This window comes from Gemmatimonadaceae bacterium (assembly GCA_040882285.1).
Classification (GTDB): domain Bacteria; phylum Gemmatimonadota; class Gemmatimonadetes; order Gemmatimonadales; family Gemmatimonadaceae; genus JACDCY01.
Genome location: JBBEBQ010000006.1, coordinates 1 through 20,963, shown reverse-complemented (window position 1 = coordinate 20,963; position 20,963 = coordinate 1). Strand labels below are relative to the sequence as shown.

Genomic DNA, 20,963 nt, shown 5'->3' with positions numbered 1-20,963 from the left:
AATTAGTCGTGAAACGGGGCTCACTCCCACGACGTAGGGAGTGTCATACCAGTTCGGATACCCACACGCCGAGACCTACATGCAGGCCGCACCCACGCAGCGAACAATCGATCGAGAGCAGCTCCGCGAGCAGATCCAGCAGACGATCGAAAATGCGCGCATCGCGCAGGACGAGGCCGGCCGAATCACGGTCGTCGCCCCTGCCGCTCCGGGAGTCGCGACCACGCAGGTGCCGCCCTCCTGGGGAATTCCGGAGGACATCCCACCTCGCGTGCAGGAAGTGGCGATCGCCGCGATGTTCATGCTCGTCATGATCACCATCGGCTTTCCAATAGCTCGCGCCATTGCCCGGCGTATCGACCGCGCCGGTCACGCCCCGAAGGTGCCGGCGGAGATGACGGCCCAGCTCGCGCAGCTCAACCAGGCAGTCGAGGCGATCGCCGTCGAAGTCGAGCGGATCTCCGAGGGGCAGCGCTTCACCACCAAGCTGCTGTCCGAACAGCACAAGCTGCCCGCCGCGAGTCGCGAGATCTCCTAGCGCGGCCGGGGAGCGTGGTCGCGCGCTAGGCCGACTGCACTCTGATGCTGGTGCTGATGACTTCGGCCTTCTCCCAGAGGGCGCGGAGGCCCGGCCCGCGCAAGGTCTCCCAGTTCGCCAAGATCGGCGACAGCCGCCGCTTCTCGTGATCCGACTTGAACACGAGCCAACCCTCGCAGAGCGGGTAACTCAGGTGCAGGCGAGCTTCGCCCTTCCGCCGGCGATCCTCCCCCACCCGACGCTCGAGTCCCGTCCACGGAGTGGGCCGCTCCTGGCGGCGCTCCCCATCGCGCCGCTCGATCCGCTCGGGCCGCACGTCCCAGATCTCCCAGCTTCTTCCTGCCTCGTCCGCGAACGTCCTGTAGGGCATGGGTGGGCCAGCCTCCGCCTCCGTACGCTGTCAAACACGGTGCCAGAGCCGCCCGCGCAGGCCGAATGTCCTCGCAAAAGGGCTTTATTCGACGTGAACCTCCCGCAGAACGAGAGCACGAACCTCCCTTCCGCGCGCCGCCGCGCCGGAGTCACGACCGCGGTGGACCGATTTTCGTAGTGCCGGCGGTAGTATTCCGCGTTGAACCCGGTTTTCGTCATCGGGGAGACCCTACGACAATGACTCGATGAAGACACGGCTCGTTCTGGTGACCACTCCTTGAAGCAAGCGGCCGCGGCTCCGGCTGAAGCCGATGTCCGCGCCGAGGACGTCCCGCTGCACGAGGACGTGCGCCGGCTCGCCGCCTCACTCGGCAACGTCATCCGCCGGCTGGAGGGCGAGGCCGCGTTCGAGACGGTGGAGTCGCTTCGGCAGGCGTGCCGCGCCAGGCGCCGCGGTGAAGCGGGCGCGCCATCGCTCGCCGCGCTCCTGGCCCGGGTGGATGCGCTGCCGCTCGAGCACGCCGCGGTCACGGCGCGCGCGTTCACCTTGTTCTTCCTCCTCATCAACACGGCCGAGCAGGTCCACCGTGTCCGGCGCGCGCGCGCGTACCGGAGCGTCGAGGACGCGGAGCCGCAGAGCGCGTCCGCGCGGTGGGCGATGCGGGAGCTGCGGAACCGCGGCCACGACGCGGCGGCGGTCGCCAGGGCGATGTCCGGGCTGGACGTTCGCCCCGTGCTCACCGCGCATCCCACGGAGTCGACGCGGCGCACGCTGCTCGCGCTCCAGGCGCGGGTGGCGGAGCTGCTGCTCGCGCGCGACGGAGCTCCGCACGGGGAGCGGCGCGCGATCGACGAAGCGCTCGACGGTGAAGTCGAGCTGCTGTGGATCACCGCCGAAGTGCGGCAGGACCGCCCCACCGTGCGGGACGAAGTGAGCACGGTGCTCTGGTACCTCGAGACGAGCCTGCTCGACGCCGCGATGCGCGCGCGCGAGGCGTTGCTGCGCGCGTTCGAGGACGAGCTCGAAGCCAGCGGCGAAGCCGTGCGCGAGATCGTCCCCCTGCGGATAGGCAACTGGGTCGGCGGCGACCGGGACGGCAATCCGTTCGTCACTCCCGACGTGACTATCGCGACGGCGCGCCGCGCCAGCTACGCGATGCTCGGGCGTTACGCCGCGGCGCTCGCGGATCTGGTGGAGCGGCTGTCCGTCTCCGCCACGATCGCGCCGCCCACGGCCGCGATGCGCGCGTCCATCGAATCGGACAGCGAGCTCCTCCCGCAGGTGTATGAGGCGAACCGCGCGCGCAACGCCGACGAGCCGCTCCGGCTCAAGCTCTCGCTCATGGCCGCGCGCGTGAAGGCGACCAGGCGGCTGACCGCCGCGCGCGACGCCGGGCGGGCCACCGACGAGCCCGCGGCGTACCCCGACGCCGCCGGGCTGGAGCGGGACCTCCTGCTCGTGCGCGAGAATCTCGTCGCGGCCGGAGCGGAGCACGCCCGACGCGTGACGATCGACCCGCTGCTGGCCATGGTCCGCGCGCACGGACTGCACGGCTACCTCATGGACGTACGCGATCACGCCGACGTACACCGCGCCGCGGTGGACGATCTCGCCGCTTTGCTGAGCGTGCCTCCGCTCGCGGGGGACGCGCTGCGCGCCGAGCTGACGGGCCGGCGACCGCTGGTGAATCAGCACCTCGAGGTGTCGGACGATACGCGGCGCGTGCTCGAGACGTTTCGCGCGGTGCGCGACATCCAGGATGAGCTGGGCGAAGCGGCCGCGAGCACCTACGTCGTGTCCATGACGACGGAGCCCGACGACCTGCTGCGCGTGCTGCTGCTCGCGCGGGAGACGGGGCTCGCCGATCTGGCCGCCGAGCCGCCCGAATCGCGGCTCGACGTCGTGCCGTTGTTCGAGACGCTCGCCGATCTCGAGCGCGCGCCCGCGATCATGCGCGCGCTGCTGGCCGACCCGGTGTATCGCCGGCAGCTCGCCGCGCGCGGCGAGCGGCAGGAGGTGATGATCGGCTACTCGGACTCGGGCAAGGACGCCGGGATCCTCGCGTCGTCGTGGGCGCTGTACCAGGTGCAGGAGTCGCTGGCCGCGGTGTTTCGCGAGGCGGGCGTGGAACTGCGGCTCTTTCATGGACGCGGCGGGAGCGTCGGCCGCGGCGGCGGGTCGCCGGTCGCGCGCGCGCTGGCGGCGCTGCCGCCGGGCACCGTGAACGGCCGCATCAAAATCACGGAGCAGGGCGAGATCATCTCGCAGCAGTTCGGGCTGCTCCCGATCGCCGAGCGGACGATGGAGGTGATGCTCACGGGCGCGCTCATGCAGGAGTTCAATGAATCGCCGGGCGACGCGACCGCGGACGAGATGGCGGAGTTCCGCGCAACCATGACCGACCTCGCGGCGCGCGGCCTCGCGGTGTACCGGCGGTTCGTGCACGAGGACGACGCGCTGTTCACGCTCTTTCGGACGGCGACGCCGATCGACGAGCTGGCCGACGCGCGGTTCGGGTCGCGCCCCGCGTACCGCCCCGGGGCCGGCTCCGGGATCAGCGGGATTCGCGCGATTCCGTGGGGCTTCGGCTGGACGCAGATCCGGCTGATGCTGCCCGGCTGGCTGGGCGCCGGCTCGGCGCTCGCGCATTACGCGTCCACGGACGGCGGGCTGGACGTGCTCCGGCGGATGGCCGCGCGCTGGCCGTTCTTCGACGACCTGCTGAGCAAGATCGAGATGGTGTGCGCCAAAGCCGACATGGAGATCGCGCGCGCTTACGTCGGCACCCTCGGCGGCGACACCACGCTGTTGTCAGAGCTCGAGCGCGAGTACGCGAGCGCGGTGGACGCGGTGCTGCGAATCCGCGACAGCGCCGAGCTGCTGCGCGACAACGACGTGCTGCAGTCGGCGATCGCGCTGCGCAACCCGTACGTGGACCCGCTCTCGCTGCTGCAAATCGCGCTGCTGCGCCGGAAGGAAGCGATGCCGCGGGACGACGCTGCCCGGCCGACGGTAGAAGCCGCGCTGGCGACTACCGTGAGCGGTATCGCGCAGGGGCTGAGAAATACCGGCTAGCTGCGCCTCATTTCCGTATCCAGCGCGACGTGCCGACGAGCTCGTCGATCCCGCTCTCGAGATCGGACAGCCGCTGCGGCACCCCGGCGCAGCCCAGATCATGCTCGACTCGCTTCGTGCGACCCCCGACGGTGATAGACGTGATCACCGTCGGCGCGTCGGTGCCGTACTGCGGACAGTTCGGCTCGCCGTACGCGTACTTGTCGTCCAGCGCGAAGTAATCGTGCTCGTCGAAGAGGCGCGCCAGCGCGGCGACACGCTGCGCATCTATCCGCCCGGTGAAGCTGCCGATCGAATCCACGTGTTGCAGCCCCTCGAATACGACGGCGCCGTTTTCCGCCACGGCCACCCGATACACCGGGCACGTCCCGAAACAGGGCTTCCGCTCGAGCGTCACGCGCGTGTACGCGGGCGCGGCGCTCGGCGTCGCGGCCGAAGAATCCGGTACCGCTCCGTTGGGCGCGCACCCGGCCAGCACGAGCGCGCCCAGCGCCGCCGCGCCGCGCAGGCTCATCGCCGGCGATCCTTCGAACGGCCGCGTCATCGCGGCGCGACCCGAATGCGCTGGCGCGTCGAATTCACGCCGTCGGAGAACGTGACGTCCAGCTCCTGGCCCGGAACGGCGATGTCGAGCCTGCCGCCGCGGGCGAACGACAGGATCTGCCCCGTCGCAGGATCGCGCACGAGCGCCATCGGATAGGCCCTCGCGTCCCACTCCAGCCGCGAGCGCGGACCACCGATCCGGTCGAGCCGCGCCGGCGCGGGAGTGATCGGAGCGTTGCCGAGCGGGCCCGGGAGGAGCGAGCTGCGGCGGACGGACTCGCGTCCGTTGGCGGTGAGCCGGATAGCGGCCGGTCTCGCCTGCCCGGCCGGAAGCGGCACGACAAAAGCGAAGAGGCGGTGATTCGGAGCGTGATCGATCTCGTTTCCGGCGAAGGAGAAGCTGAACATCGCGCGACCGGCCGCGTCGGTGGCGTGGATTCTGTACGGACCCGCGCGCGTCGGCAGCGACGGCCGCGCGTCGATCTCGAACGACGGCTCGAGCACGACTCCGTCCGGCCCGATCCGTCCCCAGACGAGCAGCGAGCGTCGGGGCGCGCCCGCGGCGGAGGCTCCGCCACTCGCCGCCCGGAAGTTTATCACCGCCTTGTACGTATAGTCGCTGATCCAGCGCGGCTGGCAGTATGTCATGAGGTCCACGAAGCTCAGCAGCGGCAGCAAGGCGCCGGAGGTTGCGTCGTAGCCGTGCGCGCCGATGCTGTTCGGGTCGTGGGGGTAGAGCGGGTCGGGACCGGAAGGATCGCCACAGGCGATGTGCAGCCGATTGAAATTGTGCCCCCATTCGTGCGCGGCGGTCACCGCGCGCAGGGTGGAGCCGTCGATTGGGGACGACCAATCCACGCCGATCGCCGCGGCCATACCGAGGAAGCCCATGCCCGTGCCGCCGGAGATGTAGTCCGGCTTGATCACGCCGTAGAAATGCCTGTCGAGCCCTTCATTTACGCGCAACGCGTTTATCTGCGCCAGCAAGTCGATCCAGGTCGGGCCATAATTGTTGGCCAGAGCTCCGATGAACGTATACGGAGCGCGAACGACCGCGTCGTAGCTCGAGAGCGGATAGATCCTCGTCGCGAACTCCAAATACCCGTGCTTGTTCGCTTCCGTCACGTCGCCCTGCAAGTTGTTGCCGGACTGCACGACCGGCACGAGCGTCACCTTGAGCGTGCTTGCCGTCCGCACGTCGAGCGCGGCCGGAGTGCCGGAGACAGGGAACGAATTGTCGGACGGGTTCCCCTCGGCGACGGTCCCCGAGGGGTCCACGTCGGCGAGGATGGAAAGACCGGTCTGCATGACGTTCGCGGCTACCGCCACGTTCCACGACGACGTGAGCGAGCCCTCGTTCACCGCGGTGGGTACCGACAGCGTCGGCGCGTCAATCGTTTCGGTCTGCACGAGACTGCCGTTGCGATACAACCTCACTCGGACGGCCGGGGTGAGAGAATTCGCCCTCGAGGCCTTGACGAAGACGCGAATCAGTCCCGCGCGGCCCGCGATGAGCGGCACGGAGCCCTGATACGTCTGCGTGGACTGGGTGAGGTGCACGCCGTCGATCGTCAGGTTCACCACCGACCCGTTCAGGGTGAGCCCGCTCGACGCGGCCGGCGTCAATCCCGACGCGCTGAAGCGCAGCGTCGCCGTGCCGTCGCTGGTGAAGTCGCTGATCACGAGGTTGCTGAACGTCGCCACGCCGGCGACGGCGGTCACGGCGACGGTCCCACCGAGCGTGCCCTCTCCACTCGCGAGCGAGGCGGTCACGCTGGTCGTCGCCGTGGTGATGAGATTCCCGTACTGGTCCTGCACGTGCACGACGGGCGCCGCGGTGATCGGCGCCCCGACCGATGCGGTTCCCGGCTGCGTGACGAGCCCCAGCTTGGCCGGCGCGTCCGCTACGGCAGTCGCCGTGAAAACGGCAGGCGGGAGCGAGCCCGACGTGACCATGAGCGCATTCGGCCCCGCGATCGTTCCCAGCGTCCAGCTTCCGAGCGTCGCGACTCCGTTCGCTCCGGTCGTGGCCGAGAAGCCGGTGATCGAGCCACCGCCCGAACCGATCATGAAAGAAACGGCTGCGCCGGCGAGGGGATTTCCGTTCGCATCGGTGACCATGACGGATGGGACGATCGGGACCGCGCTGCCGACCGTCACCGATTGGCCGTCGCCGGTGCTCTTGACGATCGCCGAGGCTGATCCGGCGACGCCGGTCGCGGCGAACGTCAGCGGCGACAGGCCGGACGCGGTGGCGGTCAACGCATTGGGTCCGGCAGTCGCGCCGAGCACCCAGTCGCCTACGGTGGCGATTCCCGTGGAGCTGGTCGTCTGGCTCGCGCCGGACACCGTGCCGCCGCCGAGCACGGCGGCGAAGGTGACGGACACGTTCGCCATCGGGTTGCCGCGCTGGTCCTTGACGATGATGGAGGGCTTCTCCGCCACCGACGAGCCGGCGATCGCCTGCAGCGCGGTCGTGGAGGTAGCCGCGACGCTCGAGGGAACCGACGGGTCCAGCTTGTCGCCGCCGCCCCCACACGCCAGCGCGAGCTGCGCGGCGATGATTGCGAGCGCGGCCAGCTGCCTTCTCTTCGACGTCGTATTGAACGCCATCCGGCCTCGTAAATAGATGTTTTTCGAGCGGGCCACAACATCGTACTTCGGGCCGGTTTACGCCACTACTACTCGTAGTAGTCGTAGTAGCTGCTGATTGTGCCGTCGCCCTTGCCCCGCCGGCGCCTGGTGCAAGAAAGGCCCGACGGCGCGAGCTGTCGGACCTCCGGACGGATGGGGTGGGATTCGAACCCACGGTACGCTTTCACGTACACACACTTTCCAGACCGGAAGATATTGGCAGGGATTGGGACGTGATGTCCGCATTTACCTCTGACGGACCGCGAAATGTCCTGTGCACCCCTGCCCTGATGTCCTGTGATGTCCGCAGCCAACCGACACCTGAACCGACACCTGCTCTCAGCAGGCTGTGCTTGCAGGTAGAACTCGCAACGTTAGCTCAGGCCAAGCCTCTAGGTGTAGATTAGACCATTACTTTGGAGGGTATTCATGATGCCGTCTTTGCCCAATCCCCTGATCACGAGTTCGCCCGACCGCCTGGGGGGAACGCCGGTGTTCGCGGGAACGCGAGTGCCAGTTCAGGGCCTCATTGATTACCTCGAAGGTGGTGATTCGCTCGATGTATTTCTAGATCAATTTCCGAGCGTTTCACGTGAGCACGCCATCGCCGTACTGGAGCTTGCAAAGGACGCACTAACGGCTTCGGCGACAGCAGCATAAGCGGACCCGCTCAGCGAACCGATGCGCGTGCTACTGGATGGCAATTTGCCACGGGCGCTAGCCCACCAGATCATCGGCCACGAAGTTGCGACGATCCACCAAAGACGTTGGTCCGACCTGTCGAACGGCGCTCTGTTGGACGCCGCAGTCGGCGAATACGATGTGTTCGTCACGCTGGACCAGAGCCTTCGCTATCAGCAAAACCTCGGTGGACGCGGTATCGCGGTCGTGGTCCTGCGCGCCCCCAGCAATCGGCTCCGGGATCTTGAAGGTCTCATTCCGGAACTACTTCAGGCCATTGTCAGCGCGCCAAAGGGTGAAGCAACTCTCGTTGGCGTCTGACGGGCCGCTGAAGAGCGAAATCGCCGACGGATGGGGTGGGATTCGAACCCACGGTACGCTTTCACGTACACACACTTTCCAGGCCGGAAAGTATAGGCAGGGATTAGGACCTCAAGTCCGCATTTACCTATGGCGGACCGCGAAATGTCCTGTGCACCCCTGCCCCGATGTCCGGTCATGTCCGCATCCAACCGACACCTGAATCGACACCTACAGCCAAGCCGAGCGAGCGAGTGATTTTTCGCGGGCGAAGGCGAAACAGGACACCAGCGATAACCGCTGCGACCGCACTCGGGTGAGAACGAGGAGGGGTTAAGAGAGGCTCGCCTCGGTTGCCCTCGCGCCGGAGGCGAAGTGGACTGCTTGCTGCCGAACAGGAAATCGAACATGCTCGATGACGTTTCCTCCGATTCAGGCCAGCGTGCGATGACGTTGTCCCAGAATACGCGGACGGGCATTAGAGTAGAGTGCGTTGGCTCCTGATGTTGGATCCGAAATCAGATTGGGACATATCGGAGGCGCTGTGAGTGAACCTGTCGACAAACGCGCATTCCTCGCCGCCCGGCGTTGTCTGACTCAGGGCTGGTATATTCATCACGCGCCCGGAGAGGTTCCTGCTCCTGGGCTCCGGTGGCGCTTTTACGCGGGAGCAGACGTGGCGCACCGGGCGCGAGCTTGGCTGGGCGAAGGGCGTTCATTGCAACGCGCTCCATTCGATTCTGCGCTACAGGCCACTGACGATGCGGTGAAAAACCCCGAGTCCAATCTGCTCTTCGAAGCTTCGTTCCAGTGGGGAGGGCTGGTCGCGCGCGCTGATGCCCTTCGCCACTCAGATGATGGCTGGACCCTCGTCGAAATAAAATCAGGGCAGTCCTCCCAAGACGGCAGAGTGAAGGAAGAGTACCTCGACGATCTCGCGTACACGACTTGTGTCGCGTCGAGGGCCGGCTTGGCGGTTGTGCGCGCCTCGCTCGTCCTCCTGAACCGAGACTACACGCTCGGAGGCGAGGCCGATCTATTCGTAGAACTCGACGTAACTGCCGAGGCGCTCCGGCGAGCGACCGCTTTCAGCCAGGACGCGCAGGCGATCGCGACGGCCGTTACTGGTGACCAGCGACCGGAGCCGAGTCTCAAGTTCGCATGCAAGGGCTGCGAGTTCTTCGACACGGTCTGCATCGGGAAGGGCGTGGCAGACCCTCTCTTCGTTCTGCCTCGTTTGAGCGAGAAGAAGTTCGTGGAGCTACGCGTTTACGAGCGAGTCACCAACCTCCCCTCGACCGCGAAGCTGACCGAACCGCAGCAGCGAGTCGCGGAGATCGTTCGCTCTGGGCAGCCCCGCACGGAACGAGCTGGACTCCAGATCCTCGAGGACGTTGCCTGGCCAGCGTACTACCTCGACTTCGAAGCAGTCATGCCCCATCTGCCGTGGTTCGAAGGGAGGCCGCCGTACGACGCCGTTCCCTTTCAGTATTCCCTGCACATACGGAGCGCGCCTGGCGCCACGCTTGAACACCACGAGTATCTCGCCACAGTCGATGGCGACTGGAGACGAGCGTTCACGGAGCAGCTCCTTGCCGACCTTGGAAGTACCGGTTCGATCGTGGTCTACTCCTCATATGAGAAGACGCGACTCACGGCGCTCACAACTCTCTTTCCCGATCTTCGCGAAGCGATAGGCCTCGTCGTGTCGCGCCTTTTTGACCTCGAGCAAGTCTTCAAGAATGGATACTGGCACCCAGGCTTTGGAGGAAGAACATCAATCAAGAAGGTCCTACCCGTGATGGTGCCAGACCTCCGTTACGATACCTTGGCGGTCAACAATGGAGATGACGCTGCGGGTGTGTTTGGGTTGATGCGAGTCGGCGAGTATCCCGCCGACACACACGAACGGCACCGACGCGCGTTGCTAATGTACTGCAGCCTGGATACGATGGCATTGGTTCGGCTCCACGAGGTGGCCTCCAGCATTAAGACCGGTGCGGGCTAGAGTTCTCGCTCGGCATCGATGATAGCGCCGGTCGAGCACGTCGAGCCGATTGAGCTGTACCCGGTTCCCGGGACGCTGGCCTAAGCTACCCGCACCGGTTCTCGCTAAACCTCGTTGAGGAGTCCACCAACCCGCGCACAGCTCGAATGACCCCGGACCTGTGTGTGCGACGGCCCTCAGTCATCCGCGTCCGCGTCCTCAGTAACCCGGTCGGGGTCTGCCTCGTCGATCGCCGCGTTCGACTCGAGCAACCTGTTTGCGTCGGGTACCGAGAGCGACTGAACGTCTCGCAGCTTCCACTCCATGGCTCGCTTCCGCACGCCAGCAGCCCCGATCGACTTCTGAGCCGAGTCGAGCTGCCGGTGCACCTTGTCCAGGACTTCGCCAAACTTCAAGAACTCTGTCTTCACTGCCCCGAGAACGTTCCACACTTCGCTCGCGCGCTTTTCGATCGCGATGGTGTGAAAACCCATCCGAAGACTGGTCAAGAATGCACCAAGTGTGGTCGGACCAGTAAGCGCGATCGAGTACTTACGCTGAAGCTCCTCAACAAGGCCTGGCTGGCGGAGGACCTCGGCATAGAGGCTCTCGGTGGGAAGGAAGACGATCGCGAATGGGGTTGTTTGCGGCTGGACGATGTACTTGTCGCATACGGTCTTAGCATAGCTCTTCACCTGCCGGTACATCGCCTCGCGCGCCTCAGCAACGCCCGCGATGTCGGCACGGTCGCTTGCGTCGAGCAGGCGAAGGTAGTCCTCCTGGGGAAACTTGGAGTCGATCGGCAGGAACACCGGGCCTGCGATGCCCCCGGGGCCCGGGAGCGCCACCGCAAATTCCACGTGATCCCGCGAATCCTGAGACGGCGCATAATTGGCACAGAACTGATCCGGTGTCAGAATCTCCTCCAGGATCGCCCGAAGCTGCACCTCCCCGAATATCCCCCGTGTCTTGACGTTCGATAGCACCTTCTTGAGATCGCCCACACCCGTAGCCAGCTGCTGCATCTCGCCTAGTCCTTTCTGAACGGACTCGAGCTGCTGTTGTACGAGCGTGAACGATTCGCCGAGTCGCCGGTCCAGCGTTCCCTGAAGCTTCTCGTCAACCGTCTGTCGCATGAGTTCGAGCTTTTTTTCGTTCCCCTCCTGCATCTCTTTGACACTCTGCGCGAGCGTCTCTCGCGATCGGTCGAGTGCGCCAAGCGTGATACTGGACATTCCATCCAGCTTCTGGCCGATCTCGGTCCGGAGCTGCACTCCGCCGCTGACGGTTTCCTGACGGAGGGTACTCAATTCATTTCGAAGAGCGGTGCGGACGAGCTCGGTAGGATCGGCGCGAGTTCTCAGTAGCACGATCTGCAGCACGAGGACGGCAGCCAAGAGGCCAGCCATCGCGATCAGCCAGGTCTGTGTCATACGTCGCGGCCTCCGAGACTAGACATTCAGGTACCCGATGGGATATTCTGGTTGCCCGGAGCGAAATTGCACTTGAGCTGTGCCGGGTTCCGTGGACGGTGAGTTAAGCTACTGCCGCCGTTCGCTCAAGACCTTTGGCGGACCGCGAAATGTCCTGTGCACCCCTGCCCCGATTTCCGGGCATGTCCAGGTCTAACCAACACCTGAACCAACACCTCAGCTAAACCGCTCCACGAAACCGGAAAGAAAGTATGCGACCGCGAGCCCAATGGCCGGCGGAGCAGGGAATAGTTTCCTGGCAAAGCGAGCGCGGGCCTTCGGAGGCCGGTCCTTGCCCCGCGCAGGAACCCACGGGTGCGCGCTAGCCATCATGTGGGATGTTTCAAGACGCAATCTCAAGCTCACAACTCACTCCGGCTGCGCTGGACCACTCCCCTTCCATTGCTAGCCATCCCGCTCTGTTGGAAGTGATCGTATCGGTCCAGTGCTGGTCGCCGCCGTAGGCGTAACCGCTCGTGCGGTCGCGAAAATTGCAGTGACTCCCGAACGCGGCGTCATAACTACAGGCCACCAGAAAGCGAGCCCTCGCCAGCCTTGCGCCTCCTCTCCACTCTGACGCAGAAGCATAAGGACCGGAATATCCTCTGCCTTCAACCGGGCGAGATCCTTCTGTTGTTTTGTGTCGGGCGCATTTGAGAACCGGCCCTCTTCACGATATCGAGACACATTTCGATCGCGCGCAACCAAAAGCCAGACTTTCCCCTTCAAAGACGCATTCTTTGTCGTGCGAGACAAGTGCTCGAGAGCAGCGATATGCGCCTCCCGGTCGTCGTCATTCGAATCGTCGAATTCAAGATTCGAGTATGCCATTTTCAAGAGCTCAACGGCTTCCGGCAGACTGACTAGGATTGGCTCGATTCGCAAGCCAGCTATTTTCTCGATGCGCCTATCCAAGGCCGCCAAATTTTTTCCGCCATAGGTCCGGTGAACAGTCTGGAAACCGGAAAGTACTAGACGCCGGCCGGGTCGGATGCTTACCACATCAGAGAACAACAGCTTATTGGGAGAGCACGGAACCAACCGCTTGGAGCTGTCCTTCTGAATAAAATAGACTCCTCCGTCGTGCGCCCCGGACTGGAAAGCTTCCCTAAGAGCCGCATCGAATTCATGAATCCGCTTCATGATTTGATACACATGCAGTGGTGCATAGAACCGAGTAACAGCAAGATCGCCGCTCGGACGCGCGCCATACATTCGGGAATGCTGGAGAACGGTATCCTGCTGGAACCGATTTGGATTCCGACCATAATAGAATGCGATCAAATTGCTAATCGTTATGCCCCGATCAAGAATCTGACCCCCAATAAACATGTTAAATGGAGTGCGCAACTTGAGCTGCCCATCTTCCGCCAATAGCTGCTTAATGTCTTGGTCTGAGTTCACCTTCGTGATCATAAGTTGCCCGCTGTGCAGCGATTCAACCACGGACTTTTTAACGTCATCGAGGCTTGGTACTGCGCCCTCTAGTTCGATCGACCTACGAAGATCCATATACGCTGAGCGAAGGAGTTCATTGAATAGAGGACTGTCCGCCCGAGCTTGTTCGACGAGGGAGTCTCTTATCGCCCGAGCGACCTTTTCTTGCCATTCATGGGATCCGCGCGATTGCTCAGTGTGAAAAAGGAAACTGTATTTCTGAGGCCGCTGTCCCGCAGACCTCTGTTGCAGCCTGCGAATCGCACCACCCACTAAGAAAGCAACTACGGCGTCTCGGAGAATTCCCGCATTTTTCTCGGTCAGAACCTTGTCGATTTGCAACCGCCGACGATCTTCTTTTTTTAGGGCATCACGTTCTGGCAAAGGTACTTCGCGGTAAAAAAAGAAACCCGGGGAATCGCTATCTGTGCTCTTCTCGAAGTATTCGTACCCTCCGACATATTTCGCGTGTGTCGGCAACAGAACGGTAAACGCGGGGCGCTTTGGCCGAAAAAGCGACCCCCCACTCAGAACAACTTCGTCCTCAGGCTGAAGGTATAGCGCATAGGGTGTAGCAGTGACCTGCAAAAACGCGGCGTTCGCCACTAGTCCCCGAAGCTGATCTATCTGCTGAGAGATGACACCGGCCCCACTCACACCATTCGTCTTACGAAAACTCACCGACGCTAGATCAGCCTCATCGTCGATGATCAAAACCGTCTTGGTTCGCAATGCGGGATAGGTTTGCTCAAAGAGGCTCAATAAGCGGCGCAGATTGTCGTCCTCCTTCTTCACTACGAAAATGAGCTTGTGTGTTAGCTCGTAAGGAGTGAGTTCGGGCACGGATAGGATGTCGAATATTTCAACCTCATCCGCAGCAATGAATTCTCGAAAGTCGTCCTTCGCGCGGCTAATAGTCTGCTCGGCCAGGGACTTGGTGCCTTTCGTGAGGATCACGGCGATGTCGTAACCCCGATCGAAAGCGCGAGCGATCACTCCCAAAAATGCCCTGGTTTTTCCGCTCTGCACACCACCCAAGAGGATCCCCGGACGCTTCGTAGACGTGGCTTGACCTTGAAGCTTCTCAACCACCTCCTCGACTTTCTCTCGGAGTTCGGGTGGATCTCCCCGCCTGCTTGCCAATTGATCGTAGTAAAGGTCGATCGGTGGCGCTGCATCACTCGACTGACGTTTAGCTAGCCACAACTTCACGGCACTTTCCGAAAAGACAGGTCCCGACTTCAGTTCGGCCAGTGGACTCGGAAAGTCGGGGAACCTTTTTCGCCAATTGCCAACGGCGGAAGGGCTGACATTCGCGGTCTCGGCAATCTCATAGACTCCCAGAAGGGTTTCGCCCATACCGTTTCCCTGACTCCCGTGCGAGTGTGAATAATATGCTCAGGAGAATGTTAGCGCTGTGCACAACCACTGTCAACGGTATTCACAGAACGCTTACTCAGCCGCCCCAGGGTTCACGGAGAAGAGAAATTCCGCCGCCCTCTGAATAAGTGCAAAAGGGATAGAAGTATTTCAGCGGACCCGCGATCGGAAGTGAGAGTGCTCGGGAGTTCGCGAAAGGATGCAGACACCGGCATTCGATCACCGCCTTTCTAATCTGGTCGCGTTGTCCTGCATGATTCTGTCAAACTTCACCCAACTCATTTTCAGTCCATAGGTCGTGCCCTTGGGAAACCACACAAGTGAGCCGTTCGAAACCTCAAGAGTACCGTGCACTGAGCCATCGCGCTTTACCTGAAATTTGACATCGGCTTTACCAAGTGCGCGTTGTGGGATACTGAAGGACACGTCGTGCTTTGCCATTGTCATGCCTCTCCGGTTGGTTGCCTTCGACTTACAGCTTTGTTCTCCTCATCCGGCCCGCGAACTGATCGATCGCGCTGAAAAAAGGTTACCGCAGGTGCCCTTTGGTAACGCGTTATGACCGACTAAGGGTACCTTCCCCCAAGCCGTAATTATATCCAGACTGGGGGGCGAAGCAGGATATGTCTCGCCCCATCCTAGACTACAGGATATGTTTGGAGTGTTAGAGCCACTCTCACAGGGGCCCAAGGATGGCGCGAGCCTTAACTCAACGTTCGAACACGGATAGCCTTATCCTGCCAGGGCTGAGCAGCCCCAAGGAAGCGTTTCGCAACATTCGCAACTACTTGGCCGGTCAATTCGTCGGCGCAACGCGCGACGACGCGCTCCTTGAGGAAGTTCTAAAGTGCCTCTTCTGCAAGCTGTATGTCGAGGTGGGAGCGGCTGAAGAGATTTCGGCAGGGGCGGACTCGTTCGAACGCGCTAGGCATCTCCGGAGTGTATTCGCGCGGGTGCGTGGGGACTTTCCTGATCTTTTCGAACCTGATACCGAGATTCTTCTCGATCCGGAAGCGATCCGCTTTGTTCTCGCCGAGTGCGCATTTTCGCTCATTGATGCCGAAAGCGATCCCATTGGAGATGCGTTCGAGGTATTTGTAGGCAGCGAGTCACGTGGGAGGGCAGGACAGTTTTTTACTCCCCGCGTGGTAACCGACCTGCTAGTCGAGGCTGTAGACCCAAAGCCGGGCGAATTAGTGATTGATCCGGCCTGCGGTGCGGGCGGCTTCCTGACCTCAGTGGCTCGGCACTACGTCGCAAGGGGCACCGATGCGAAGAATTTGTCATCGCTCGTTTCGCGAGACTTCTTCGGCATCGATAAAGATGAGTATCTAGTTAAGCTCGCGAGGCTTCATGTCTCACTGCTTAGTGGCGGGCACCCCCACATCGCATGTGCCGATAGCATCGCGCTTCAAGATGGATCGAGAGCGTTTGGTGAACACTTTCCGAAGGAGGGGTTTGATGTTCTCCTGACAAATCCACCATTCGGGACGCGAATCGTCGCTGCGAAGCCTGAGGTGCTGCGCACTTTTGAGCTCGCGCGTAAGTGGCGCTATGACAAAGCATCTGATACTTGGGGCCCAACGAGTGAGATGCAGGCGCAAGTTCCTCCCCAAGTCTTGTTCGTGGAGCGTTGTTTGTCGCTGCTCAAGCCAGGTGGACGGCTCGGAATGGTGCTCCCCGAGAGCGTGCTCTCAAACAAATCATACCGCTATGTAACTGAATACCTGTTGGCTAAGGCGGATGTGCAGGCGGTGATGGGCATGCCCGAAGCCCTCTTTAAGACGTCAGGTAAGGGCGGCACTCACACAAAAACTTGCCTGCTCGTTGCGGTGAAGAACGGCGGCGGCAGACAGCGTGGAAACTCGGTATTTATGGCCGAGGCGAAATGGTGTGGCCATGACTCCCGTGCCCGCACAATCCCGAAGAATGACCTACCCGCAATCGCGGGCAACTTGAAGGCAGCCCGCACAGGCAACACACTCAAACCGTCTAGTCGAGGCTTTCTTATCGGCAAATCAGAGATCTCAAACAACGTTCTATGCCCTCGATACTACGACCCACAAGTTGATGCGGACCTCAACGCGCTAAAGGCCACGCATGACCTCTTACTCTTCGGTGACCTTGTTAGCTCCGGCACGTTTGCAGTGGCCACCGGCGACGAACTGGGGAAACTTGCTTACGGAACTGGTGATATCCCCTTCGTCCGAACATCGGACATAAGTAATTGGGAGATAAAGGCTGACGCGAAGCACAGTGTCGATCGAAAGATCTACGAGTCCTTCCGCAAGAAGCAGGACGTACGACCGTTAGACATTCTTATGGTAAAAGATGGCACCTACCTTATCGGTACCTGCGCGGTTGTGACAGAAGAGGACCGCGAAATCGTCTACCAGAGTCACATCTATAAGATCCGCGTTCAGGCCAACCAGCTCGGCCTAACTCCCTTCCTGCTCATCGCTGTACTAAGCTCACCAATTGTGCAGCGACAAATTCGGTCCAAGCAGTTCACCCAGGACATCATCGACAGCCTCGGGGAGCGAATTCGCGAGCTAGTTCTACCGATACCCAGGGCGTCCGACGCTCGCGAGCGAATTGACGCAGCCGTAAGGCAAGCGGTTCAAAAGAGGATTGAAGCAAGAGCACTCATGAAACAAGCGAAGCAGGCGGTTACGGAAATTTCGAACTTACTTCAGACCCAGCCCCTCGCTTCGTAATTGCTTGCAATGCGCCGTAGGAGTGCTCGAATCTCCGTTATGCCCATGCTGCCTTGAATGCGATTTCCATCCGCCGAGATCCAGCTGATATTTCCGGCGGTATGTCCCGATCCTGTGAGACTTGCCGGCGCGTCAAGTTTTAGCGGGTTGAGATGTGCTACCTGAAACTCTGATCTCCCATGCGAGGGATTCTCAAGTGCTTCGTGAAAAGCTAGAAAGGAAAGGGCATCGAGCGTGATTGGACAGCGAAAGGTCTCAAGCGGTTGAGGAAGAAAACCTTTTGCCTGTAGAATGTCTCTCGATTCCTTTGGGAATCCTTCGAACGCGCAAAGCTGCGTAATAAGAGTGTGCTCGATGGCTATGCACGTTCGCCTGTCGGCGAACTGCACCGACCGAGGGTGCGTTTCCCATCGCTTCTCTCGATTCGTCTTGAACTCGCCGGTTAGTGCGCGATCTGTGAGGTACGTCTTAACCACTACCTTCCGGTCAAGAACTTTCGCAAAGAACTCAGCGTCCGGGCTAGAAGCCGAGTCCGTCAAGAACTGGCGAAGCCTGAGTGTCCGCAACATCGTCTCGGTAGATATCCAGACGAGATTCTGACGCCGATGAATCCTTGTACTGGAATCATTGGGCTCCGGACGTGTCGCGTAATCAAGCGGAACCTCATACGGTAACAGGCAGTGTTCAAAACACAGTTTGAGCGCCTGCTCGTGGTCCGGGTCGTCCAGCCAGCCGTCACTCAGATGGGTTGTGAGGTCCCGCGCTATGTCCAAGCATTCGTCGAAGGAGCACCAGCGCGGATCGCCAGTTAGCTGCTCAAACCATCGCACGCGGTACTTCGTGGTTTCGATCGCAGGCACCTTCACCAACTCAATTAAGAAGACGTGGCGCAACAAGGCGTTTCCGAGACTTCGGTAGTGTTTGTCTCCCAACCGCTCCCTAAGCAGTCTCAGGGGTTCGCTCACGACGGGGTCGGCCTCGAATATGGGCCAAATTTCTTGATGGAGCTGACGTAGGTTGAATCGGTCCGCCGTCGCAAACCGTTCGAAAATCTGCTGGATCATCGGACTGGAACCTTGACGAGCGCCCGATCAAGCTGAGTTACGAACGCTGGTAGGGAAACCTCAAGAGCACCGCACCAAGCTCGAAGCTCGATAATGTCAAGGCGGCGCTCACCTCGCTCACACTTGCTGACGAAGGATTGTGTCGTGGAGAGGCGCACTGCGAGTTCCTGCTGCGTGATGCCTGCGCGCACCCGCGCTCTTTTGAGATGATTTAAGAACGCGCTGTACTCTTTGGAGAAAAGAGACTTTCGCATTTATGAGTGGATAAGCACCGCGCGGGATCGTACAGTCGGATTTGGCATAGTCCAAATCCGACTGTGACATGGCCAACCTTCCGCTGGCCAAGTGGCCCCGCTTTCGTGAGCTGATCGGCTGACGTAGACGACACCCGTCACCGTCGCCACGCCGACTCGTCTCCGACGAGCAACGCACACGACATCAGCCAATTGATATCGGGTGGCAGCGCACCAATCGATGCCAACGCCCAAAGTATTTTCACCTAATTATTGCTCATGTTTTCACAACCAGTACCGCATTTTACACGTTTCGACACCTTCGCCTGCACGCCGATTACACGCCTTTTCACGTCCCGAAACTTCGTCTACACGTCTCCAACACGACTTTTCACCATTGACGTGTATTTGTGGTTTCGCTGGACGCGCATGGGCTGAATACCCCCGCCCTTGACTACGAAACGATCCTCCTCTTAGGAGTTCGGAAGTCGGACAATCCAAACTTTTTTCGAGGAGGTTGAGGTGGCACGCAAGGGAATCGCGCAGCTTGAGGAAGAAAACGACAAGCTGTGGCAAGAGAACGCCCGCCTATGGGAAAAAAACGAGCGGCTGGCTGGCATGGTCGATAAGTACCAGGCCAGCGACGAAGAACCCGGCGATGAGCTAATCGACGACGATTTGGACGAAAGCGACGACGACGAAACAAAAGAGAGCTGAGGCGTCGTTGCAAACGAAGTGTTGGACGAGCGCGGGGAATCGGTGATTCCCTTCCCGTTCGGCGAGATCTCCGACGAGGATACAGCCCTCGATTGGTGGGAGCAGACGTTCGCTGCGTCCTGCGCGGAGCTTGGCATCCACGCTGACGCCGCAGCGTTGGTTCGAACCGTTGTATCGAGCCTGCGGGAAATTCGCCAGGCGTCTCCCGACCGAACGCTCTCGCTCACCGAAGCTGCCCAGGAAACGGGCTACAGCCCAAAGCAGGTCGGACGCTGGGTTCGCTCCGGTCAGATCGAGAATGCGGGAAGCAAGATCGCTCCACGCGTTCGCCGAAGAGACTTGCTCCACCGGCGAAAGCGTCCCTTGCCGCTCCCCTCGCCAGTGCGCATCGTTGAATCTGCACAGGACATTGCGCGGTCCGTCGCCAACTCCGCAAAGGGGAAACGCGATGGATAACGCAACGAAGGAAGGCTGGAGCTACCGGTCCGGCGAGAAGGGCACGAATCGAGTGCGCGCGTACGAGAAGGGAGGCCAATCCTTTCTTGAGTTCTACGAACGCCAGCCCAACGCCGAGCCGGTACGCAAACGGGTTTCTCTCGGGAAGAGTGACCGGCAACACGCCAAGCTCAAGGCGGACGAGCTGGCAGCGGCACTGCGAAGGGGAGAAGCTCCGCAGGCGTCAGCACTGACCCTGCATGCGCTTTTTTACAACTGGTACTTGAAGGAAGTGACGCCCGGCAAGTCGCCTGGCAAGCAGGCGCACGACGCTATGTGCGCCGAGATGTTCTGCCGCTGCTTCGGAGCTAAACGTCACCCGAGCACGCTCAATGTTCGCGACTGGCAGAAGTTCATCCGCGAGAGGCAGAGCGGCGCGTTGCGTCCGGCCAGCCGGGAGGATCTACCGGTCAAGCCGGTGGGCGAGAGGCAGGCCCGCTACGATCTCAAGTATCTGATGGCGGTGCTCAACTTCGCGACGACGGCACGGGATGACCGGGATGTGCCGCTTCTCACCCATAACCCTCTGAAGGGACTGCCCTACCCTTCCGAGACCAACAGCCCGCACCGTCCGATGCTGGCGGACGAGCAATACGGAAAAATGCTCTCCGTGGCGCGAGAGGTTCACCGTCTATGCGAACCGTTTTTTATCCTGGTTCACGAGACAGGACACCGCGCGGCTTCAGTGCGGCATCTCCGCTGGTCGGACATCGATCTTGAAAAGAAAGTCGTCCGGTGGCGGGCCGAGAACGACAAGATCCGATTTCTGCATACCACGCCTTTGTCCAACAGGGCCGCCGAGGCGCTGGACCGGCTCCAGAAGGCAGAGGGAGCCATCGGTGAGCATTGGATATTCCCGTCGGATACGAACCCCTCACGGCCGCTGCCATGCCATACAGCCAACAAATGGTGGAGACGGGCGGAAGCAAAGGCCGGGATCGAGCATGTGCATGGAATGGGCTTCCATTCGGCCCGCCGGAAGTTCGCGTCTGAGTTGAAGGACACGAATCTCCGAGACCTCGCCTACATGGGAGGTTGGAAAAACCCGCAGACCGTGCTCCTGGTCTATCAGCAGCCCGATCTGGAGCTGCAGCGAGAGGCGCTGACTACACGCAGGAAAATGAGCGCTACGGGCTAGCCCGGACCAACCGACACCACGAACCGACACCTGGGCGGTTCAGTCCCAAAAAGAAGAAATCCCGCTGCGTTCTCTAAACGCAAACGGGATAACGCCTTCTCGAACGGATGGGGTGGGATTCGAACCCACGGTACGCTTTCACGTACACACACTTTCCAGGCGTGCGCCTTAAACCACTC

15 protein-coding genes are annotated in these 20,963 nt (G+C 61.4%); 7 read left to right on the top strand and 8 right to left on the bottom strand.

Annotation, left to right across the window (positions count from 1 at the left end; genetic code table 11):
* The first annotated feature begins 79 nt into the window (after positions 1 to 79).
* Entirely contained in the window at positions 80 to 538 is a 459-nt protein-coding gene (locus WEA80_03435; protein MEX1185619.1) for a hypothetical protein, read from the top strand.
* Between the two features lie 25 nt (positions 539 to 563).
* On the opposite strand, the gene WEA80_03430 is transcribed toward WEA80_03435, so the two are convergent.
* Positions 564 to 908, bottom strand: a complete 345-nt coding sequence (locus WEA80_03430) for a hypothetical protein (GenBank protein MEX1185618.1) — start codon at positions 906 to 908, stop codon at positions 564 to 566.
* 279 nt (positions 909 to 1,187) lie between these two features.
* On the opposite strand from WEA80_03430, the gene ppc reads away from it, so the two are divergent.
* Complete coding sequence (ppc, locus tag WEA80_03425; GenBank protein MEX1185617.1) at positions 1,188 to 3,986, top strand: phosphoenolpyruvate carboxylase; 2,799 nt, start codon at positions 1,188 to 1,190, stop codon at positions 3,984 to 3,986.
* Between the two features lie 7 nt (positions 3,987 to 3,993).
* Here the strand turns inward: ppc and WEA80_03420 are convergent, their stop codons facing one another.
* Positions 3,994 to 4,530 carry a DUF6438 domain-containing protein gene (locus WEA80_03420; GenBank protein ID MEX1185616.1) on the bottom strand — a complete coding sequence of 179 codons (537 nt, stop codon included), beginning with the start codon at positions 4,528 to 4,530 and terminating at the stop codon, positions 3,994 to 3,996.
* Positions 4,527 to 7,142 carry a hypothetical protein gene (locus tag WEA80_03415; protein ID MEX1185615.1) on the bottom strand — a complete coding sequence of 872 codons (2,616 nt, stop codon included), beginning with the start codon at positions 7,140 to 7,142 and terminating at the stop codon, positions 4,527 to 4,529. Before WEA80_03415 ends, WEA80_03420 begins: the two co-directional genes overlap by 4 nt.
* A 702-nt stretch (positions 7,143 to 7,844) precedes the next feature.
* Between WEA80_03415 and WEA80_03410 the strand changes: the two genes are divergently transcribed.
* Both WEA80_03410 and WEA80_03405 read left to right on the top strand, forming a co-directional pair.
* A complete protein-coding gene (locus tag WEA80_03410; GenBank protein MEX1185614.1) occupies positions 7,845 to 8,165 on the top strand; it encodes a DUF5615 family PIN-like protein in 321 nt (106 codons plus the stop codon).
* Positions 8,166 to 8,688: 523 nt separating this feature from the next.
* A complete protein-coding gene (locus WEA80_03405) occupies positions 8,689 to 10,152 on the top strand; it encodes a DUF2779 domain-containing protein (GenBank protein MEX1185613.1) in 1,464 nt (487 codons plus the stop codon).
* A gap of 176 nt (positions 10,153 to 10,328) precedes the next feature.
* Here WEA80_03405 and rmuC read toward each other — a convergent pair whose 3' ends face one another.
* The 3 genes from rmuC to WEA80_03390 form a co-directional block, all read right to left on the bottom strand.
* Entirely contained in the window at positions 10,329 to 11,564 is a 1,236-nt protein-coding gene (rmuC, locus tag WEA80_03400; GenBank protein ID MEX1185612.1) for a DNA recombination protein RmuC, read from the bottom strand.
* A 444-nt stretch (positions 11,565 to 12,008) separates the two neighbouring features.
* A complete protein-coding gene (locus WEA80_03395; GenBank protein ID MEX1185611.1) occupies positions 12,009 to 14,399 on the bottom strand; it encodes a Z1 domain-containing protein in 2,391 nt (796 codons plus the stop codon).
* A gap of 240 nt (positions 14,400 to 14,639) precedes the next feature.
* Positions 14,640 to 14,861, bottom strand: coding sequence for a hypothetical protein (locus WEA80_03390; GenBank protein MEX1185610.1), 222 nt, complete (start codon positions 14,859 to 14,861; stop codon positions 14,640 to 14,642).
* Positions 14,862 to 15,208: 347 nt separating this feature from the next.
* Between WEA80_03390 and WEA80_03385 the strand changes: the two genes are divergently transcribed.
* Positions 15,209 to 17,137: an N-6 DNA methylase gene (locus WEA80_03385; GenBank protein ID MEX1185609.1), complete on the top strand. Its 1,929-nt coding sequence runs from the start codon at positions 15,209 to 15,211 to the stop codon at positions 17,135 to 17,137.
* Here WEA80_03385 and WEA80_03380 read toward each other — a convergent pair.
* Both WEA80_03380 and WEA80_03375 read right to left on the bottom strand, forming a co-directional pair.
* Positions 17,113 to 18,201, bottom strand: coding sequence for a hypothetical protein (locus tag WEA80_03380; protein MEX1185608.1), 1,089 nt, complete (start codon positions 18,199 to 18,201; stop codon positions 17,113 to 17,115). The genes WEA80_03385 and WEA80_03380 overlap by 25 nt on opposite strands.
* On the bottom strand, positions 18,198 to 18,455 hold the full coding sequence (locus WEA80_03375; protein MEX1185607.1) for a helix-turn-helix transcriptional regulator: 258 nt from the start codon (positions 18,453 to 18,455) through the stop codon (positions 18,198 to 18,200). The genes WEA80_03380 and WEA80_03375 overlap by 4 nt, the downstream gene beginning before the upstream one ends.
* 501 nt (positions 18,456 to 18,956) lie before the next feature.
* Between WEA80_03375 and WEA80_03370 the strand changes: the two genes are divergently transcribed.
* Together WEA80_03370 and WEA80_03365 are read left to right on the top strand one after the other, a co-directional pair.
* Complete coding sequence (locus WEA80_03370) at positions 18,957 to 19,151, top strand: hypothetical protein (GenBank protein ID MEX1185606.1); 195 nt, start codon at positions 18,957 to 18,959, stop codon at positions 19,149 to 19,151.
* 448 nt (positions 19,152 to 19,599) lie between these two features.
* Entirely contained in the window at positions 19,600 to 20,784 is a 1,185-nt protein-coding gene (locus tag WEA80_03365) for a tyrosine-type recombinase/integrase (protein MEX1185605.1), read from the top strand.
* Positions 20,785 to 20,963 lie beyond the last annotated feature (179 nt).

Excerpts from the sequence above, each read along its gene's own strand:
- WEA80_03380 (MEX1185608.1), bottom strand. The coding sequence starts at position 18,201 with ATGATCCAGCAGATTTTCGAACGGTTTGCGACGGCGGACCGATTCAAC.
- WEA80_03410 (MEX1185614.1), top strand. The coding sequence starts at position 7,845 with ATGCGCGTGCTACTGGATGGCAATTTGCCACGGGCGCTAGCCCACCAG.
- WEA80_03415 (MEX1185615.1), bottom strand. The coding sequence starts at position 7,142 with ATGGCGTTCAATACGACGTCGAAGAGAAGGCAGCTGGCCGCGCTCGCA.
- rmuC (MEX1185612.1), bottom strand. The coding sequence starts at position 11,564 with ATGACACAGACCTGGCTGATCGCGATGGCTGGCCTCTTGGCTGCCGTC.
- WEA80_03365 (MEX1185605.1), top strand. The coding sequence starts at position 19,600 with ATGGATAACGCAACGAAGGAAGGCTGGAGCTACCGGTCCGGCGAGAAG.
- WEA80_03430 (MEX1185618.1), bottom strand. The coding sequence starts at position 908 with ATGCCCTACAGGACGTTCGCGGACGAGGCAGGAAGAAGCTGGGAGATC.
- WEA80_03390 (MEX1185610.1), bottom strand. The coding sequence starts at position 14,861 with ATGGCAAAGCACGACGTGTCCTTCAGTATCCCACAACGCGCACTTGGT.
- WEA80_03395 (MEX1185611.1), bottom strand. The coding sequence starts at position 14,399 with ATGGGCGAAACCCTTCTGGGAGTCTATGAGATTGCCGAGACCGCGAAT.
- WEA80_03435 (MEX1185619.1), top strand. The coding sequence starts at position 80 with ATGCAGGCCGCACCCACGCAGCGAACAATCGATCGAGAGCAGCTCCGC.
- WEA80_03375 (MEX1185607.1), bottom strand. The coding sequence starts at position 18,455 with ATGCGAAAGTCTCTTTTCTCCAAAGAGTACAGCGCGTTCTTAAATCAT.
- WEA80_03420 (MEX1185616.1), bottom strand. The coding sequence starts at position 4,530 with ATGACGCGGCCGTTCGAAGGATCGCCGGCGATGAGCCTGCGCGGCGCG.